This window comes from Bacillus sp. FSL R5-0576, assembly GCF_038004765.1.
GTDB lineage: Bacteria > Bacillota > Bacilli > Bacillales > Bacillaceae > Bacillus > Bacillus subtilis.
The window spans coordinates 2,109,155-2,128,259 of the sequence record NZ_JBBORU010000001.1; the positions used below are offsets into that span (position 1 = coordinate 2,109,155).

Sequence of the window (19,105 nt, forward strand, 5' to 3'; positions counted from 1 at the left end):
TTCACCCAAACATCTGTGTTTTCATTTCCATCCGATATGCGTGGCAGCGACTCCGCCAGTAAACGAATGATATTTAACATTTTTCAGGCCCGCCTCTTCAAACAGGCCTGCCAGTTCCTTCATTCCAGGGAAATCTCTGGCTGATTCTTGAAGCCAAGAATATTCTTTATAGCTCTTCGCAAACAGTTTCCCGAAAAACGGCATAATATACTTAAAGTACATAAAGTAAGCCTGTCTAAATCCGAACATTTCCGGCTGGGACGTTTCCAGACATACCACCTGCCCGCCCGGCTTCACTACACGTCTCATCTCTTTCAGTACAGTCAAGTAATCAGGGACATTGCGGAGTCCGAAGCCAATGGTGACATAATCAAATGTATCATCATCAAAAGGAAGCTCCATCGCATTTCCGTGCAGCAGTTCAATTTGGCTGAATCCGCCGTCTTTTACTTTCTGCTCGCCGACACTCAGCATATTTTCACTGAAATCCAAGCCCTTGATCGCGCCGCTTTTGCCGGCCGCTTTTGCAAGAGCGATCGTCCAGTCAGCCGTTCCGCAGCAGACATCAAGTGCTTTTGCGCCTTCTTTTACATTCATGATGCGCATCGTTTTGTCGCGCCATTTTTTATGCTGCTGAAAACTGATGACAGAGTTCATTTGGTCATAGTTTTTATATATTTTTTCAAATACTCCGTGTACGCGCTGTTCTTTTGAGTCCTGCATAATGGTTTACCCTTCTTCCACTTTCTGATGATAGGTTTGATCTTGGCTGATTGTCTTCAGACGGTTTATTAAAATGTTCTGAATAGGTGAATTTAGAGGCAGAAGTGACTCAATGCTGTTTTTCGCTTTTTTAAAACAAACTTCTAATATCTCTTCTTTTGTTTTTCCCAGCTGTATAAAACTGCCGATCACATCCAGAAATGCATCATTTCCGTTCATAAGCCGCTTAAATACAAAAAAATCACTCGACAGCTTTTTCCAGCGCGGGAGGTTGAAGTGTTCCGCCACACGATGGAATAAAGCTGATTCAACGATGCCGACACTTTCGAAAAAATCGTTTTCGTCCTTGAAAGAACGGTCATATAGACGAATTTTATGTTCGTTGATTTCTTTAATGGCTGTAGCAAGCGTCCGAATCATGTAGATATCCTTCATTTCAGATAGTAAAGAGTAGTACAGCCCGCTGAAATAATCGCCCGCGAGAACAGTCAATTGGCGGTTTTTGTTTTCGTCTCGTTTTATGACTCTAGCTGTCGTCACTTCATCATGGGTATCAAGGGCGCTTTGTACAAGCATCGCTGTTACAATATAATTTTCTCTGTCGTTGTTTTTTATGTCAGCTTCTTCAAATAAAGCATGAAAAAGAAGAAGCTTATCCTCATCAATTTTCGGCGCAGAAATATGCTTCGCTAAATAAGGATGAGACAGCTTTTGTTTTAATTTCGTGTTCAGATTGGCTAAAGTTCCGTAGATGTCTTGCAAAAATATCACCCTTGTCCCCAAATTCACATTTATTTCTTAATCTATGTATGAGTTTTATCTTTTCATTCGCTTACGCAGGTATCATTATAGCATAAAAAAAAGAAATTGGCTGTATCCTCCCGCTGTTTGCGAGCATTTGCTTTTAACAGCGGGGACAGCCAGCTTATTTTTTTTCGCTTTTCATTTCTCCGTACGCGGTTTGAATCAGTGCCTCTCCTCTGACTTTAATGGCAGAAGTATGCTCTGTAAACTGAGCGATGATCACTTCTCCCTTGTCGAGTTTTTCGGAATGGTGAAACTTTGTGTCTGTTCCTCTTGTCAGGCCGATCACATTCACTCCGTCCTCAACGGCTTTAATGACGACAAAATCACTTGAATGCTTTTGGTTCATTTATAGCACCCTCTATCTTTATTAGTCCTGGCGTTTAATATGTTCCAATACTTCTGCACGGGCAGCGGCATCATCTTTAAAAACGCCTCTGACTGCTGAAGTCACAGTTTTCGCACCCGGTTTTCTTACACCGCGCATCGTCATGCACATATGTTCCGCTTCAACCACTACCATTACGCCATGCGGATCAAGCGTTTCTACGATGCTTTCTGCAATTGTAGAAGTGATGCGTTCCTGAAGCTGCGGGCGCTTTGCAACGGCTTCAACGGCACGTGCCAGTTTGCTGAGTCCTGTGACCTTTCCGCCTCGCGGGATATATGCAACATGTGCTTTTCCATAAAAGGGAACAAGGTGATGCTCACACATAGAATGAAACGCGATATCTTTTACAAGAACAAGCTCCTCATGGTTTTCACCGAAGATAGTCTGGAAATGTTCTTTTGGATCTTCATTCAAGCCGGAGAATACTTCGGCATACATCTTTGCGACTCTTTTCGGAGTATCAAGAAGCCCTTCTCTATTCGGGTCTTCTCCGATCGCTTCTAAAATTTGACGAACAGCTTGTTCGATTTGCTCTTTATTAACTTCTTTCATGTTCTATGTCCTCCACCAATGAATACATTTAATTTCGATTCTAGCACATATGCCCCGCTAAAAGCAAAGTGAATGCCCTGTCAGGAAGCCCATGCTCTTGAAATATGAAAAGCCCCTTAGAAAGGGGCTTTTCTGTGAAGAAATAAAGTGTATGTAAGCTAGATGCATACACGATCTATATTCACAATTATTTTCCGGCAACAGCGTCTTTAAGCGCTTTACCTGGTTTGAAAGCAGGTACTTTGCTTGCTGGAATTTCGATTTCTTCACCTGTTTGAGGGTTGCGTCCTTTACGTGCAGAACGTTCACGCACCTCGAAGTTACCAAAACCGATCAGTTGGATTTTATCACCGTTTTTAAGTGCATCTAAGATCGTATCAAAAACAGAGTCAACTGCTTTTGTAGCGTCTTTTTTAGACAATTCGCTTGCTTCTGCAACCGCATTGATAAGTTCTGTTTTGTTCATGCCTTTCACCTCCTCCCAAAAGGATACATTCAGTTCGTTTATTATCATTTCTTCACAGTTCAGTCTGATTCTAAACCTGTCTCAGAAAAAAATGAGAGCAAGTAAGAGAAAGACAATTAAACGGCTTTTAAGAAAAACTGCACTCTGAGGAATGTTTGTCCAACAAAGTGAAGAATTTCTGTATGTAGAGTAACACATATAAAAAGCCATATCAAGCATTTTAAAGCGTCAATCCCTTGCTCGTCAAGGATTTAAGGTGATTTACCGAACAAATATTCCTTTTTTTCCTTTTTTCATCCTATTCCTTGATCCTTTTCCATTATTAAGAGCAAAGAAAAAAGACCTCCCATTCTATAAAGAGGTCTACCGGTATTACAGGATGATGGCGATTAAGCCGCCAGAGCCTTCGTTTATGATTCTTTCTAATGTTTCTTTTAATTTATACCGTGCGTTTTCAGGCATTAATGACAGCTTTGCCTGAATCCCTTCTCTCACAATTGAGCTCAGCGACCTTCCGAAGATATCGGAGTTCCAGATGGAGAGCGGATCATCCTCAAAGTCCTGCATTAAATAGCGTACAAGCTCTTCACTTTGTTTTTCCGTTCCGATAATCGGGGCGAATTCGCTTTCGACATCGACTTTGATCATATGGATCGACGGAGCGACAGCTTTCAGCCTCACACCGAATCGCGAGCCCTGCCTTATAATTTCCGGCTCATCGAGACTCATATCAGCTAAAGCAGGCGCTGCAATGCCGTATCCCGTCTGTTTGACCATTTTTAAGGCATCAGACACTTGATCATATTCTGTTTTCGCATGGGCGAAGTCTTGCATGAGCTCAAGCAGATGGTCTCTTCCTCTGATTTCGACGCCCACAACTTCTTTTAGGATTTGATCATATAGATGATCCGGCGCGTACAAATCAATTTCTGCCACCCCTTGGCCCAGCTCAATTCCGGCTAATCCGGCACTTTCAATGAATTCAAACTCGCTGAATTGGCCGACAACCCTGTCTACGTCCCGGAGCCGTTTAATATCCTTAACCGTTTCCTTCACGGACTCCTGATAGCTTTCACGCAGCCAATGGTTTTCTTTCAGCACCATTACCCAGCTTGGGAGATTGACATTCACTTCTAGCACCGGAAACTCGTAGAGGGCCTCTCTGAGCACACTCAGCACATCTGATTCCCGCATGCTCTCTACACTCATTGCCAATACGGGGATATCATATTTTTCGCTTAAATCCTGGCGCATGGCTTCCGTTTCCGGGTGATACGGCCTGACTGAGTTGATGACCATAATAAAAGGTTTGCCAACCTCTTTCAGCTCTTCAATGACTCTTTCTTCAGCCTCTATATAGTCACTTCTGGCGATATCTCCAATGGTGCCGTCTGTCGTAATGACAACTCCGATGGTCGAGTGTTCTTGAATGACTTTTCGAGTGCCGATTTCAGCAGCCTCATGAAATGGGATCGGTTCTTCGTACCAAGGCGTATTGATCATCCGCGGCCCGTTTTCATCTTCATATCCTTTAGCCCCGGGCACTGTGTAACCTACACAATCTACTAATCTTATATTCACATCGAGTCCGTCTGACACATGAACAGACATCGCCTGATTCGGAACAAATTTAGGCTCTGTAGTCATAATGGTTTTGCCGGCTGCGCTCTGCGGCAGTTCATCCTGCGCTCGGGCCCGGTCTGCTTCGTTACTGATATTCGGGAGCACCACAAGCTCCATAAATTTTTTAATGAACGTGGATTTTCCTGTACGGACAGCACCTACGACTCCTAAGTATATATCGCCTCCTGTTCGTTCAGCGATATCCTTGAAAATATCGACCTTTTCCAAGTGATCCCCTCCCGGACTTCCTATCCTTTTCAATTTTATTAAGCTCTTTCAATCAAACACAGGACACTATATGTGTATGACGTTGTCCTATTTGAATATGACATCTTTAGAAAATTTCTCATCCTCAATCTATTAATATAAAAAAACCTTTCTCCCTATTTGTATGCAAGGGAGAAAGGTTCATTCCTTTTTCATATCATTTTCTAAAAAAACAGGTTCCTGTTTGTCATTTACCGTATATTTTACAGAAAACGCGGGGACAAAGGGGGTTTCCTGCCAAATCATATCCTGGATTTCAGTCCCGGGTTTAAACGTTTTCTTGCTTTTTTTGAGGCAAGAAGCCAGCTCAGTCCGGTAATCAGCATATATTTCTCCGTCTCCGTCAATCATAAGCGGCAAGGAATTCCCTGAGATTGGGCTTGTCACTGTAAGAGAGCTTCCATCCCCAAGCTTCTTCTCATCGAGTGTAAATAAATCACGAGATAGCACATCTTTGTAAGGCGGATATTGATGCTCCTGACGATACATTTGGATGCGTAATTTCACATCGCGAATTTTTTCTGCCATCTTTAGATCAATTAATTTAACAGTCGGATCGTTCTCTACGTCAACAAGCACGTATTGATAGTCTCCCCCGCTTTCAAATGCCGTACTTGGAGGTTCAGCTATGTATCTTGGCGCTAACCGGTTAAAGTCTATCGGATATTTTTGATATAGCGGTGTCGACATATCTTTGGTTTGAATGGGAAGCAGCCCCCCATTTGCCTTTTGAAATTCATCAACAGCAGATTGAACCTGCTTTAGCTGGTCTTGATAAGGAATGGCATGCACACTGCTTTTCCGTTCATTTGGATATAAACATCCGGATAAAAACACGACTGCCGCAAAAATGATTGCACACTTCAGTTTACCCATACAGCACTTCCTTTTACAGCTTTATTCATTGACAGGGCCGCTAAAAACCACGACAAACACAATAATTCCAGATATGAGCATACACATGTATGCGAATGATGAAATCGCAATCTTCAAAAAACGGTTTCGGCATTTAAAGCGGCTTAAATAGATGGAAGCTACAGCCAGAAACATCAGACCCATGGACCCTAGAGCAAACCACATTTTCATCAATGCCAGATTCAATGACGTGCGCCTCCCCGATATGTATGATGTAAGCGTTATATTATATTTTAATATACAGCGCCGGAAAAGATCAACCAGATTTTCCATCCTTTGATAGAACAAAAAAACTGAAGCAAAGAGGGGGACCTTCGCTTCAGTCAACTTGACTATATTCACCTGCACGTTTAAGAAACACTCTCTTGGACTTCGATGCTATAGTATGCGACATGGCATACAGATGCATCCTCTATTGCCTAAATCGGCAAAATGTTTCAGGAGATCCCAAGACTTGGGTGTTCTTCTGTTTTTCGGGCTTTCGTTCAATTAAGATATGCGATCCATCATTTGATTGACACTTTTACTTCACTTGATTTTCAAACGTATTTACCAAATCCTCCATCTCGTGGGTTTTCCCTCTCGCCATTAAAGATTCAACAGCGGTTTCCACTTTTTGTCCGTTGAATAGGACCTGATGGAGAGCTTCTGTAATCGGCATTTTAACATCATATTTCTTCGAAAGCTGATAAGCCGCTTTCGTCGTGCGAACGCCTTCGACTACCATTCCCATCTCTTCAAGAACATCTTCAAGCTTGTACCCTTTTCCGAGCAAATTGCCCGCACGCCAGTTTCTGGAATGAACACTTGTGCACGTCACAATCAGATCGCCTACTCCTGTCAATCCAGAGAACGTCAAGGGATTTCCGCCCATTTTCGTTCCGAGTCTCGCGATTTCGGCAAGTCCGCGTGTAATCAAAGCAGCTTTGGCATTGTCGCCGTACCCTAAACCATCTGTAATTCCTGCAGCAAGGGCAATAATATTTTTTAAAGCCCCTCCGATTTCAACTCCGATAATGTCAGGATTTGTGTACACCCGAAAATTGTGATTAATAAATAGATCCTGCACCTCTTCTGCTGCCCTCATGCTCTTTGAAGATGCAGTAACAGTTGTGGGGTGCCGTAGCCCTACTTCTTCCGCATGACTCGGGCCGGAAAGGACAACGATATCTTTTCTGACATCACTCGGGAGCTCAATTTCCATAATTTCAGAAATGCGCAGAAGTGAATCTGGCTCAATACCCTTGCTGACATGAACAAAGACTGCCTTTTTCGTTATAAAAGGGACAGCCTGTCTCAGCACTTCCCGAATTGCTTTTGTCGGGACCGCAACGATAATGAAATCCGCGTCTGAAACAGCTGTCTTCATATCCGTTGTTGCCTCTATTGATTCTGGAAGCTTGACGTTCGGCAAATAATCTTTATTTTCATGCTGATCATTGATTTGATGGATCAGATCTGCACGGTGCCCCCACATGGTTACATCGTGATGATTATCAGCTAACACTAAAGCCAGTGCTGTTCCCCAGCTCCCCGCTCCGAGCATTGTGACTTTTTTCATATTTGCTTCACACCTTTTTATTTTCTAGCTCTTGCAAATATTTTGATTGGTGTCCCCTCAAAACCGAACGCGTCTCTGATCCGGTTTTCTAAAAACCGTTCGTATGAAAAATGCATCAATTCCGGATCGTTTACAAACACAACGAAGCTTGGCGGCTTTACCGACACTTGAGTCGCATAGTAAATCTTCAAACGAGAACCGTTATGAGTCGGTGTCGGGTTCATTGCCACAGCATCCATGATGACATCATTTAAGACGTTTGTCTGAACTCGAAGTGAATGATTTTCACTTGCTTTAATAATCGCAGGCATCAGCGTATGGATCCGTTTTTTCGTTAAGGCAGACATAAATAGGATTGGCGCATAATCCAGAAATTGAAAATGATCGCGAATATTTTCTTCAAATTCTTTCATTGTGCTCTCATCTTTGTCAACAGCATCCCATTTGTTTACGACGATGACGACGGCCTTGCCCGCTTCGTGTGCATAACCGGCGATACGCTTGTCCTGTTCAATAATGCCTTCTTCGCCATCCAGCACAACCGCCACGACTTCTGAGCGGTCAATCGCTTTCAGCGCCCGCAGTACACTATACTTCTCAGTCGTTTCATAGACTTTCCCTTTTTTTCGCATACCTGCAGTATCGACAATGACAAACTCCTGCTGGTTGTAAGTAAATGACGTATCAACAGCATCTCTTGTCGTTCCAGCCACGTTGCTGACAATAACGCGTTCTTCGCCGAGCATCGCATTCACAAGTGAGGACTTTCCGACATTTGGACGTCCGATCAGACAGAATTGAATAACTTCTTCATTGTATTTCGTTTCAGGAATGTTTTTAAAATGCTCTGCAACGGCATCCAGTAAATCACCCAGTCCGAGTCCGTGTGTTCCCGAAATTGGATATGGCTCGCCAAAGCCTAGCGAATAAAAATCATAAATATTCGCTCTCATTTCTGTGTTATCCAGTTTATTAACCGCTAAAACAACAGGCTTTTTTGTGCGGTACAAAATTTTCGCCACTTCTTCATCAGCAGCTGTCACGCCTTCACGGCCGTTCACCATAAAAATAATCACGTCCGCTTCATCCATGGCGATTTCAGCCTGCTGGCGAATCTGCGCTAAGAACGGCTCATCACCGATATCAATACCGCCCGTATCAATCAAATTAAAATCATAATTCAGCCATTCAGCCGAGCTGTATATCCGATCCCTTGTCACGCCAGGGGTATCTTCTACAATTGAAATTCTTTCTCCCGCAATCCGGTTAAAGATTGTGGATTTTCCTACATTTGGTCTCCCGACAATGGCTACGACAGGTTTACCCATAGTACCCTTCCTTTCAATCCAGCCGCTTTCATTTTTACATAAATTTTCAACCGGTTATTAAAATCATTTCATTCACTTTTATGAAAAGAAACCCTTCAGAGGAAGGGCTTAACTCATTTATTATATCAGTTTTTACTGGGATCACAACTATTCTTAAAAATGTTTCACGATCAAATACACGTCATCTCCGATTCTGTGAGCTATTCCATCAAGGATCGCTTCAAGATTTTTAGCGAAAAGCTCCATCTCCTTTTGGTCATTGCAAAAAAAGACAGGTGCTCCCCCTGCAACCCGGTTTCGATTTGTCGTGATTATAGACAAAATCACTTTCGTAAGAGATTCACTCATCCTATCACCTTATCCTGATTCTTGATAAATTCAGTCGGCATTCTAATCGCATTTTCCAGGGTTGGAACATTGCTAATAATTTGAACAGCCGTTTCGGGATGGTGAATTTGCGGGAGAACAAATACTGCCACTCTCCCATCATTTAAATCCCGTTTTGCAATTGGTGTCAAAGATGGCTCTCCTGAATCCCGATAAACCCCGAGCACATTGGAAACATCAAATAAAATGGCCTGACGCTGCCCTAAATTTGCTATCGTCGCTGCTGAATTAAAGTTTTTTGGCGTTAAGATAAAGCCCATGCCATGCTTTAAAATCAGTTCCTGTTTCTCTGGAAGCCCGATATTCATCATATAAATATTATCAATAAACAGTCCCGGACCGTCAAAGCGCGGCTTTATGTACTCGATGTCTACAATATCCTTCAACACACTGCCCGACATAAACTTCATGGCCAGTAAAAAACAAACGACAGCCGCTATGACTGCAGCCCAGATGGATAAAAACACATACGCAGAGGTTGTCAAAAGCGCTGTAAAGATCACAATATAATTTCTGCTTTCAAACGCAATGGCAATCCCCTCAATATATGTGCTTCCTCTTGAGACAAGCTCATACGAATCCATTTGCGTCAATGTGTTCCGCTCCATGTTTCGGACATCTCTAAATTGCGTCGCTGCCAATGTTAAAAATGTGATGGCCGTAAATTCCTCCTGCAAAAGCGCCGGCATAATAATTGCACCTAAACCAGCCGCTATCAACCCCAGTGCGATGTGAATCACTTTCCCATGAACATAGGTGGGATACTGGCGGTAATCTGTTTTCAGCATATAAAGCCTTGTCGCAATTCCGGCAATGACCCCAGCAATAATCGGATAGATGTAATCACTCATGACATTTTGGTAGCTCCTTTGTTTGATCTTTTGCTTTTCTGACCAATCTGGCTTGCGAGGTGTTCGTATTTAGATATGCCAAACAGCAATATCATCCCCGCAGAACACGCATTCAGCCATTGAAAGCCGCCGACAGCCATAGCCCCGGCCAACTTCTGGATCACAAATGAATACACCAGTTCGCCATGGCACATCCCTAGGACAAATAAGACAAGCTGCTTCTCAAAATTCCTTTCAACAGAAGCTGTTAAAAGCACTATTAATATAACAGCAGCCCACTCAGGTTTTATGATGAACCAAACCGGGTCATATAATGCAAAAAGATAAACAAACGCATACGCGGCAACAAGCGTCAAATAGACCATAATGTAACGAAAACGATACATTCCCAAATACCCGGCATAGACACATCCGCAAACGAAAAACATCAAATATGCAGCATTCAGGGAAAAATATAAAGCGATGTCATGTATGCTTAGAATAATATTAGTTAAAATAAAGACAGAGACGGCAATTCGTCTTTTCGTCTTTTCAAAAATAAATGTTGTCAGAACCCACAGAAACCACATTGACCAATAGTAATAAAATTGTTCCATTTGACTTCCTCCATATTCCCAGTATGGAGTTCAAGCTCATTTTTTAAACAATCTATCTCACATTAAGGAGTATGATCATGGGAAAAGACAGACAAGAGAAAAAACTCAAAGCTTCAGGCAGAGTCGAATCAGACCGCGACCAGTCCATTCACTATGACGGAGCGACAAGCCTTGAACAAAACGGAAGATTCAAAAAGCGAAAATCATAATACAAAAAGCCCAAACCACATATGGTTTTGGGCTTTTATCATTTATCGCACACTATAGCTTGATGTATTGATCCCTCTCTCTGTGAGCCAATGATGGGTTTCACCTTTGATCACAAGGGGCGCCTTTTGTAAATCGTCAATCGTTCTGGCGCCCAGCACGGTCATAATCATCTTTAATTCCTCAAGGATCAGCTGAATCTCCTCAAGCAGTCCTTCCTCACCACTGTCAGTCAGCGCTTTTAAAAAATGCCCTGCCATTCCGGTGCAAGAGGCCCCAAGCGCAATTGCCTTTGCCACGTCAAGTGCATCTTGCAGACCGCCAGAGGCGATCATGGTGCTTGCAGGAAACTCAGAGCGGATTTCCGCCAAACTTGCAGCTGTCGAAATGCCCCACGAGTTAAAAAAGGAGATTTGCCGCTGTCTTCGGAGATTTTCGATTTTCGAGAAATTTGTCCCTCCGTAACCGCCAATGTCAACAGCTGCAGCACCAGCTTCATACAGCTTTCCTGCTGATTCTTTGCTCATACCGAATCCGACTTCTTTCACAATGACTGGTACACTGACATGACTGCAAATTTGTTCAATACGTTCCAGTGCGCCGCTAAAGCTTCTGTCTCCTTCAGGCATCACAATTTCCTGAATCACATTGAGGTGGATCTGCAGTGCGTTTGCTCCAATCATCTCAACGGCTTCCTTTGCCTGGGCAGCCGTTGCCTCGCTTCCCAGGTTGGCAAAAATCAGCCCGTTTGGGTTTTCCTTTCGAACAATTTCATAGGAAAGACGCTCTGATGGATCTTTTAATGCTGACATTTGCGATCCCACAGCAAGGGGAATTCCAGCCTGAGAAGCCGCTCGCGCAAGCGATTTATTAATTTCATATGTAAGTTTTCCGCCGCCGCCAGTCATTGCATTGATAAAAATCGGCGAACTGCTTGAAAGTTCGCCGATTTTTGTGGAAATATCTACTTGTTCTAATGCAAGATCGGGCAGACTGACGTGAACAAACGTAATATCATCAAGACCTGTTTCCCGCTTCTGGCCGGTGGACAAGGCATGATTGATGTGTTGTCTTTTTCGTTCTGCTCGAGTCACGTTTATCACCAATTATTTTAGTTTATTCAGCTTATCTCCGATCAGATCTCCAAGCTGGAAGCCAGTGCTTGTTTCTTCCTTCGCTTGATATTGACGGTAATCTTCCTGATCAGCTTTGGGCGTTTCTTCAAGTTCACGCATGCTTAATGAAATGCGCTCCTCATTTTCATTCACATCAAGTACCTTCACTTTTACAGTCTGTCCTTCTTCAAGGACTTCATGCGGCGTGCCGATGTGTTTATTGGAAATTTGAGAAATATGAACGAGACCTTCAACACCTGGAAGGATTTCAACAAAGGCACCGAAGCTTACAAGACGCTGTACAGTTCCTTCAAGCACATCGCCAGGCTTCACTTTTTCGCCGATTTGGCTCCAAGGTCCAGGCAGTGTATCTTTGATCGATAAAGAAATACGTTCATTATCACGGTCAACCGATAACACTTTCACTTTTACTTCTTGTCCCTCTTCAACAACGTCAGACGGCTTCTCTACATGAGAGTGGGAAAGCTGTGAAATGTGTACAAGTCCGTCGATGCCTCCAATATCAACAAACGCGCCAAAATCAGTCAGGCGCTGTACTTTGCCATCAAGTACACTTCCAACTTCAAGAGACTGAAGAAGTTCTTGTTTTTTATTCGCTTGTTCACTTTCAACAACAGCACGGTGTGAAAGGATCACGCGGTTTTTATCACGGTCAAGCTCTACAACGAGCAGTGACAGTGTTTTTCCTTTATAGTCAGTGAAGTCTTCAACGAAATGTGCTTCAACAAGTGATGCCGGAATAAAACCGCGAACGCCGATATCAACGACAAGGCCGCCTTTCACGACATCTTTCACTTCAGCTTCAAACACTTCTTTTGTTTCAAATTTTTTCTCAAGGTCTTCCCAAGCGCGGTCTGCATCAACAGCACGTTTAGATAAAATCAAAGCATCGTCTTCCACTTTTGTTACTTTCAGGTCAAGCTCGTCGTCTACTTTAACAACATCCGATGCTTTCTCTACATGAAGACTTGATAATTCACTGATTGGAATAATACCGGATTGTTTGACATTGATAATTTCTACATCTACATGTTTGTCTTCTACCTTTGTCACAATCCCTTTAACTACATCTCCAACCTCTGGCACTTGAACATCAATTTGATTCATTTCCTCTGTCATTTGAATAACCTCCTTGGTCCAAACCTACACAGCTTAATTAAAACGGTTTGAAAGCTGAACATATAACATGCCCGCTTTTAGCCGAATATGTATTAAAGAATCATCCAAAAAAGTTTTTTGAATGATCAATAAAAAGTTTTATTAGTATTAACTTCTAATAAAAGGACAGGTTTGTCAAGCAATAACATTCTATCTTCGTTGAAAAATTCAAAAAAAGTGGCATTTGCCATCCTCAGCGGGACTTTTGCTCCACAGCCTCGAGGATTTTATCAGCTACCTCTTGAATGGAAAGCGATGTCGTGTCGATTTCAAGAGCGTCTTCTGCTTTACGCAGCGGAGATACTTCGCGCTCTGAATCAAGCTTGTCTCTTCTTGCAATTTCCTCAATTAATGTTTCGAAGTTGACATCAAAGCCTTTTTTCACATTTTCTTCATAACGACGTTTCGCTCTCTCTTCAACAGATGCCAAAAGAAAGATTTTTACTTCTGCATTTGGCAGCACATGCGTCCCGATGTCACGACCATCCATGACGACGCCGCCTTTTTCCCCAAGCTGCTGCTGGCGTTTCACCATTTCTTCTCTGACACTTCTGTGCTTGGCCGCAATTGAAACTTGGTTGCTGACTTCATCTGTTCTGATCGCCTCAGTTACATCGGTGCCGTTTACAAGCACTTTTTGTCCATCTTTTGTTGTAATCAGCTCAATGTCTGTCCGCTTTAGCAGCTCAGCCAGTTTTTCTTCATCTGTCAGATCAACGTTTTCCTGTAAAGCCGCGTACGTAATCGCCCGATACATCGCTCCTGTATCAATATATATGTACGATTTTTTCTCAGCCACAATTTTGGCAACGGTGCTTTTCCCCGCAGCTGCCGGGCCGTCGATTGCAATCGATAATTTCTTTTCCATAATTCCTCTCCTTGCTCTTTTCTCCTCTATGGATTGTATCACGAACTTTATGAAAAAGGGTGAAAAATTGATGAATAATTAATGTTTGAAGGTTTCAATCCTATTGTTTTCCTCCATTTTATCCACCCCTTCATATTGAATCACTTTTGATACGTATGGTTCAATATGCTGATAGTGAAAAAGAAATTGGACACCAAGTAAAATGATGGCCTGAATGAACAATAATTTGATCAGCAGCCGTTCAAATGTTTTCATTGGAGCACCTCCATTACAAATAGTATGGAAGTGTTTGCCGATGTTTATTCCATTCGGGCCTTTCTTCTCTTATTTAACTGGCGCCGGATGCAGTATTGAAGCAAAGCCTGCTGGTCACCTGCTGCAATTTCTGAATACTCTAAAGTCATTTTTCGTTTTTCTGACTTGGGGTCATTAAAGATTCGTCTGACAACTGCTTCTGTTTCTATTTGACGTGAGTGCTCCTCTTCAGGAAGACGGATGATCAGGCGCAATGATTCCCCCGATTGAAAAGAAAGGCCATCAGCTAAAACCACGGCGATGCCGCCTGCACTGATGTTATAAGATAGTGTGCGGATCTCTTCTTCATTTCCCGGCTGAATTTGCACATCTAATACCGCATCAGTTCTTACATATTGGCGGCGCTGGATTCTTTTCATTTTTTCACGTGGAGGCACTTCAAGACAGATCATTTGAAGTTTGTCCTTCACTTTACCTTTTATACGGCTTATAAAGCGATAAGGAACTTCGTCTTTTCCCACAAACTCTACCGTTACTTCCATATCGTTATGTAAAATCACAGTTCGCCCTGTAACTACATCAACAGGATACGCGATCAAAAGTTCATTGTTTTCGATGCTGACCGCCTTGCTTTTTGCCTTTTTCAATTCATTTTCTTCTATATATTCTAAAAGTACAGTTTCTCCAATCTCTATCATTGACTTCACTCTTTCGCATTCAATATACTCACGTTTTTATTAAAGCACGTAATGAAAAAAAGGAAAAGACATTTAGTCCTTTCCTCCTGTTTTTACAGGTCTTTATATATAGGTTCTGCATTTTTTAGTTTTTCAACCTTTTCTTCCGATCCGTCTTTGGCATTGATATACATTCTGAATGTGTCATTTTCAATTGTTCCAAGCATTTCGTAACATAACACTTCTTGACCTAGTTCATTTGTAATCAAAGCGAGCCTTGTTTCTCTCACTTGTACATTTTTATTTAATTTAGACTTTGCCTCTGCTTCAGTAATTGCAGGCTTAGGTATGGTTCTTTTTCTATGAGATGTGAGGAAGTCTCTTGCTGAAAAGCCGACAACCTCACCGTCATCCAAGGCCACTTTCATACGAATTGCCTCCGGGTACATCCGGACTTTATTTTCAACAGGAACATATGAAAATACACCGATTTTATCATATTGGGCACTTTCATCAATTTCCAAATCATCTGTTTCAAATCCGTTTTTCTTTAAAAATGCAAGCGCTCGGTTCGATCCGTCATTTAAACTGATTTTCTGATCTTTCACTTCTCTGTTTTGGATCAAGTATACCGGATGCCCGCCCTTCTTCGTAATATCCATATAAATCACTGCTTTATGGTCTGGGTCTTTCATGCTGATGCTATATACATCGCGATTTGTTTTTTTTCCGCTCTTTACCACTTTAATTGAATAATTGTCATCTGGGGCAAAGCGCTCAGCAATTTGTTTTGCTTCCTGTTCGGAAATTTGTTTTCCCTTCAGATGGCTGAAGCCTTTCTCTTCTTTTTTCGTGCTGGTGAAACTCGGGCCAAGATCAGTGCCAGTGGAGAATGCACCAACATTTTTTTCGACTGTTTTAAAGCTGTTGATAATCGTATTATCACTTTGTTTTTCGTCAGAAGCCAGGGCCATTTCTACGTCCATCCAGCGAAGGTTTTTGCTCATGACAAGGTGCTGAACATGGCGCAATTCATTTTGTATATCTTCGGACTGCTGATATAGCTTATTTAGTGATGTATACTCGTTTTTATCAAGCGGCTTTTGGTCCAAATCTCTGACTGACGTTTTATAGCTGAAATCGCCGATCTTTGATAATAGCTCTTCAGTTTTATTAAACGGCATTAATGTAAGCGGCAGCTGACTGACGCTGTTATGAGCTTCTGATGTAATCCTCCACACATCGATCAATGCAGGCGACAGTGATTTTTGGCTGTTCATGGCAAGTGTTGTTCCGATTTTATCATGAAGCTGATCCACCTGATAGGTAAGCTCATGAAACGCCCGCTGATAGTTATTTTCAGCATGAAGAAGAACTGCGTCTTTTTCCTGGTGTTCTTTGTATCCCCAGTAGCCTGTACCGACTATTGCAATACCAAGCACGGCGATTAAAATTCCTCTGATCATTTATCACACCTCTTTTTATGCTTTCTCATATCTGCTACTCACAGAAAATGTGTTTACCGATTCTTTTAATCTGCGGACGCCCCCAAATCCACGGACTTGTAGCCGTATCCGGATTAAAGTAGTAAAGTGCTTCCTCTGATGGATCCCAGCCATTGATGGCATCCAGCACTGCTTCTCGTGCCGTTTCATTCGGCTGCATGTAAATTTGTCCGTCGGCTACTGCTGTGAAGGCAAGCGGCTCAAAAATAACCCCCGCTACTGAATTTGGAAATAACGGGCTGTTCAAACGGTTTAAAATGACTGCTGCAATAGCAACCTGCCCCTCGTACGGCTCGCCCCGGGCTTCGCCATAAACCGCTTGAGCAAGCAGCCTGATATCGTTGTTGGAAAATCCACCAGGCATGTTCGCTGCTACCGCATCCTGTTTTCTTGCTTTTGCTGGTGTATTGTTTTGCTGTTTATTCGCATTCGCTTTAGGCTGCTGCGTTGTTTTTTCTGCAGGCTGTTTCTGCCGTGCTTCTGCTTGTTGTCTTGCCTTTTGTGTTGCTGCTTTTGATGGTTTCGTCTGATACTTTAGCGGAATTTTTCCGTAATGCGTGAATGTATTCCCTTTATTGAGCTGTTCCATGACATATTCACGATAGTATTTTGATTTACATATTAAGGTTTGCTTTGTTTTAGCTCCTACAAGGCCGTCAACCTCTTTTAATCCGAATTGATCCTGAAAATTTCGAACTGCCCAGTACGTCCCCCATCCATAAACCCCGTCAATTTTTCCGTTATAATATCCGTTGTATTGAAGACGCGCCTGAAGCTCGACCACATCATCCCCTGTTGCCCCTCTTTGAATGACCTGATTCGAAAAGGCAGAGATCGTTTCAGTATTAATAAACGTCGTTATTGTAAAGGAAAAAAGGATGAGACATGCCATAATCGATCCTTTGGACTTCATCTTTTCAAGCCTCCTACTGCAAATTTTTAAGTGTAATCGTATTTTCTGTAACGAGGTTATTTTTATACACTCTTTCCTTGTTATCCCTCAGAACATAAAAACTGCACACAAAAAAGCCGCACGGTTGCTGTGCGGCTTCTATACTTGCATCATATTAACGGAACGGGCTTTTTTCGCTTTACGCAAACCAAACCACCATAAAAATACCATAAATGGAAGCATATAATAAATCCAATTGCTAAGCGCTGTTAGGATAAAATCATATGATCCATGCAAAAGGGATGGGACAACTAAAGAAAGAGTAAGCCACTTTACACGCGCCTTATCAGCGGAAAAACGGGCTTTTCCAAGGTAAAATCCCATTATAACGCCAATCAAGGCATGGCATGAAACAGGCAGCAGCGCCCTGACAAACGCATGCTCCACGCCGTGGCCAATTAAATAAAGAATATTTTCGAGGGTTGCAAAACCGAGTGATACACTTGTACCGTACACAATCCCGTCATAATGCTCATCAAAGTGGGCGTGCGGGTAAACACTGATCATCAGTATAAACCATTTTAATGATTCCTCCAAAAACCCCGAAGATAAAAAAGAAACGAAAAAGCTTCCGCCTCCTACATTCTCTTTTTCAAGTACATACTGGATAAACATTATGGGAAATACAAGAACAACCCCGAGAAAAAACGACCGTAGCACCATATGTACAGGTTCATTATCATACTGATCTTTTAAATAAAAATAACTTAATAACGCGATGCCGGGGGCAATTCCTGCAGAGATGATTGCAAACATCAGGCAACCTCTTTCCTTTATATTCCTACGTCTATCCTACCATGTTGTTTAAAATTTTACATCTGTCTGCACTTAAAAAAACAAAAAGAGCATACGAATGCATCATATGCTCCTCATCTTTAATGGTTTTCTCTTTTGGCGATTTCCGCTGCGATATGCCCCCCGTGAAACCTGCCGTTTTCAATAAATATTTCATTTGCATTGTTTCCCGCAGCAATAACACCGGCAATAAAGACACCTTCAACGTTCGTTTCCATCGTTTTTTCGTTGAAAAATGGACGCCCTGTTTCTTTATCAATTTCAACACCAATTTTTTCAAGAAATTGATGATCGGGATGATAGCCTGTCATGGCAAATACAAAATCATTTTTAATGGTAATGAGTTCTTTCTCTCCGGAGCGAAACACAACTTCATTCTCGGTGATTTTTTCGACACAAGCGCCAAATTCCATACGGATTGTACCGTTTCTGACGAGAGCTTCAAATTCCGGCAGAATCCACGGCTTAATGCTCGGAGAATACTCATTGCCCCTATATAAAACTGTGACACGCGCCCCAGATTTCACGAGTTCAAGGGCGGCGTCCACGCTTGAATTTTTCCCGCCGATGACAACAACATCTTTATCAAAATACGGGTGGCCTTCTTTAAAATAATGAAATACTTTCGGCAAATCCTCACCGGGTACGCCCATATAGTTTGGATGATCATAATAGCCTGTGGCGATGATACAATATGGCGTCTTGTAGGTCTCTTTTGACGTCTCAATAACAAATGTATTATTTTCCGTTTTCGTCACTTTATGCACCATTTCAAATGCGTTAACACGGATGTTTTTCCGTTTGACGACTTCCCGGTAATACGATAAAGCCTGAATTCTGACAGGCTTCCTGTTTTCCGTAATAAATGCCACATCTCCGATTTCGAGCTTTTCACTTGAGCTGAAAAAGGTTTGATGCGTCGGATAATTGTAAATACTGTTAACGACATTGCCTTTTTCGATGACGAGGGCATCAATGCCAATTTGTTTTAGGTGAATGGCAGCAGATAGTCCGCAAGGCCCTCCGCCTATAATAATTGCTTTTTCTTGAATCATTTCTGTCAACTCCTGCATTGGCATTTCACTTCA

The 19,105-nt window shown here is 42.3% G+C and carries 23 protein-coding genes; 1 reads left to right on the top strand and 22 read right to left on the bottom strand.

The window, feature by feature from the left end; all coding sequences use genetic code 11:
• Positions 1-21: 21 nt before the first annotated feature.
• From menG to NX903_RS10690, 13 genes are all read right to left on the bottom strand, one after another.
• Positions 22-723 (bottom strand): demethylmenaquinone methyltransferase, encoded by a 702-nt coding sequence (gene menG, locus NX903_RS10630; protein WP_086344019.1) that lies wholly within the window; start codon positions 721-723, stop codon positions 22-24.
• A gap of 6 nt (positions 724-729) precedes the next feature.
• Positions 730-1,485, bottom strand: a complete 756-nt coding sequence (hepS, locus tag NX903_RS10635) for a heptaprenyl diphosphate synthase component 1 (protein ID WP_144486747.1) — start codon at positions 1,483-1,485, stop codon at positions 730-732.
• Positions 1,486-1,648: 163 nt separating this feature from the next.
• Complete coding sequence (gene mtrB / locus NX903_RS10640) at positions 1,649-1,876, bottom strand: trp RNA-binding attenuation protein MtrB (protein WP_003230576.1); 228 nt, start codon at positions 1,874-1,876, stop codon at positions 1,649-1,651.
• 21 nt (positions 1,877-1,897) lie between these two features.
• Positions 1,898-2,470, bottom strand: a complete 573-nt coding sequence (gene folE, locus NX903_RS10645; protein ID WP_003225516.1) for a GTP cyclohydrolase I FolE — start codon at positions 2,468-2,470, stop codon at positions 1,898-1,900.
• A 187-nt stretch (positions 2,471-2,657) separates the two neighbouring features.
• Complete coding sequence (gene hbs / locus NX903_RS10650; protein WP_003153447.1) at positions 2,658-2,936, bottom strand: non-specific DNA-binding protein Hbs; 279 nt, start codon at positions 2,934-2,936, stop codon at positions 2,658-2,660.
• A gap of 372 nt (positions 2,937-3,308) precedes the next feature.
• Positions 3,309-4,787 carry a stage IV sporulation protein A gene (spoIVA, locus tag NX903_RS10655; protein ID WP_003230572.1) on the bottom strand — a complete coding sequence of 493 codons (1,479 nt, stop codon included), beginning with the start codon at positions 4,785-4,787 and terminating at the stop codon, positions 3,309-3,311.
• 180 nt (positions 4,788-4,967) lie between these two features.
• On the bottom strand, positions 4,968-5,702 hold the full coding sequence (locus NX903_RS10660; protein WP_015714176.1) for a hypothetical protein: 735 nt from the start codon (positions 5,700-5,702) through the stop codon (positions 4,968-4,970).
• Positions 5,703-5,723: 21 nt separating this feature from the next.
• Positions 5,724-5,927 carry a DUF2768 domain-containing protein gene (locus tag NX903_RS10665; RefSeq protein ID WP_024572571.1) on the bottom strand — a complete coding sequence of 68 codons (204 nt, stop codon included), beginning with the start codon at positions 5,925-5,927 and terminating at the stop codon, positions 5,724-5,726.
• A gap of 337 nt (positions 5,928-6,264) precedes the next feature.
• Complete coding sequence (locus tag NX903_RS10670) at positions 6,265-7,302, bottom strand: NAD(P)H-dependent glycerol-3-phosphate dehydrogenase (protein WP_015251807.1); 1,038 nt, start codon at positions 7,300-7,302, stop codon at positions 6,265-6,267.
• A gap of 17 nt (positions 7,303-7,319) precedes the next feature.
• Complete coding sequence (gene der, locus NX903_RS10675; RefSeq protein ID WP_003230565.1) at positions 7,320-8,630, bottom strand: ribosome biogenesis GTPase Der; 1,311 nt, start codon at positions 8,628-8,630, stop codon at positions 7,320-7,322.
• Positions 8,631-8,783: 153 nt separating this feature from the next.
• Complete coding sequence (locus tag NX903_RS10680) at positions 8,784-8,978, bottom strand: capping complex subunit for YIEGIA (protein WP_024573590.1); 195 nt, start codon at positions 8,976-8,978, stop codon at positions 8,784-8,786.
• On the bottom strand, positions 8,975-9,868 hold the full coding sequence (locus NX903_RS10685) for a YIEGIA family protein (RefSeq protein ID WP_029946258.1): 894 nt from the start codon (positions 9,866-9,868) through the stop codon (positions 8,975-8,977). The genes NX903_RS10680 and NX903_RS10685 overlap by 4 nt, the downstream gene beginning before the upstream one ends.
• A complete protein-coding gene (locus tag NX903_RS10690) occupies positions 9,865-10,464 on the bottom strand; it encodes a YphA family membrane protein (RefSeq protein WP_086344020.1) in 600 nt (199 codons plus the stop codon). The genes NX903_RS10685 and NX903_RS10690 overlap by 4 nt, the downstream gene beginning before the upstream one ends.
• A gap of 77 nt (positions 10,465-10,541) precedes the next feature.
• On the opposite strand from NX903_RS10690, the gene NX903_RS10695 reads away from it, so the two are divergent.
• Positions 10,542-10,673: a YpzI family protein gene (locus tag NX903_RS10695; RefSeq protein ID WP_003225499.1), complete on the top strand. Its 132-nt coding sequence runs from the start codon at positions 10,542-10,544 to the stop codon at positions 10,671-10,673.
• A 42-nt stretch (positions 10,674-10,715) separates the two neighbouring features.
• On the opposite strand, the gene fni is transcribed toward NX903_RS10695, so the two are convergent.
• From fni to NX903_RS10740, 9 genes are all read right to left on the bottom strand, one after another.
• On the bottom strand, positions 10,716-11,765 hold the full coding sequence (gene fni / locus NX903_RS10700; protein WP_086344608.1) for a type 2 isopentenyl-diphosphate Delta-isomerase: 1,050 nt from the start codon (positions 11,763-11,765) through the stop codon (positions 10,716-10,718).
• Positions 11,766-11,777: 12 nt separating this feature from the next.
• Positions 11,778-12,926, bottom strand: coding sequence for a 30S ribosomal protein S1 (rpsA, locus tag NX903_RS10705; RefSeq protein WP_014477197.1), 1,149 nt, complete (start codon positions 12,924-12,926; stop codon positions 11,778-11,780).
• A 232-nt stretch (positions 12,927-13,158) separates the two neighbouring features.
• The gene (cmk, locus tag NX903_RS10710) at positions 13,159-13,833 is read right to left on the bottom strand and encodes a (d)CMP kinase (protein ID WP_024572170.1); all 675 of its coding nucleotides are present in this window, start codon (positions 13,831-13,833) and stop codon (positions 13,159-13,161) included.
• A gap of 78 nt (positions 13,834-13,911) precedes the next feature.
• Positions 13,912-14,088, bottom strand: a complete 177-nt coding sequence (locus NX903_RS10715; RefSeq protein WP_003230553.1) for a YpfB family protein — start codon at positions 14,086-14,088, stop codon at positions 13,912-13,914.
• A 44-nt stretch (positions 14,089-14,132) separates the two neighbouring features.
• Positions 14,133-14,786, bottom strand: a complete 654-nt coding sequence (gene dgrA / locus NX903_RS10720) for a cyclic di-GMP receptor DgrA (protein WP_086344021.1) — start codon at positions 14,784-14,786, stop codon at positions 14,133-14,135.
• Between the two features lie 92 nt (positions 14,787-14,878).
• Complete coding sequence (ypeB, locus tag NX903_RS10725) at positions 14,879-16,231, bottom strand: germination protein YpeB (protein ID WP_003230547.1); 1,353 nt, start codon at positions 16,229-16,231, stop codon at positions 14,879-14,881.
• A gap of 34 nt (positions 16,232-16,265) precedes the next feature.
• Complete coding sequence (sleB, locus tag NX903_RS10730; RefSeq protein WP_015714181.1) at positions 16,266-17,183, bottom strand: spore cortex-lytic enzyme; 918 nt, start codon at positions 17,181-17,183, stop codon at positions 16,266-16,268.
• A gap of 138 nt (positions 17,184-17,321) precedes the next feature.
• Positions 17,322-17,978 (bottom strand): glutamic-type intramembrane protease PrsW, encoded by a 657-nt coding sequence (gene prsW / locus NX903_RS10735; RefSeq protein WP_014480144.1) that lies wholly within the window; start codon positions 17,976-17,978, stop codon positions 17,322-17,324.
• 119 nt (positions 17,979-18,097) lie between these two features.
• Positions 18,098-19,072: a YpdA family putative bacillithiol disulfide reductase gene (locus NX903_RS10740; RefSeq protein WP_086344022.1), complete on the bottom strand. Its 975-nt coding sequence runs from the start codon at positions 19,070-19,072 to the stop codon at positions 18,098-18,100.
• Between the last annotated feature and the right edge of the window lie 33 nt (positions 19,073-19,105).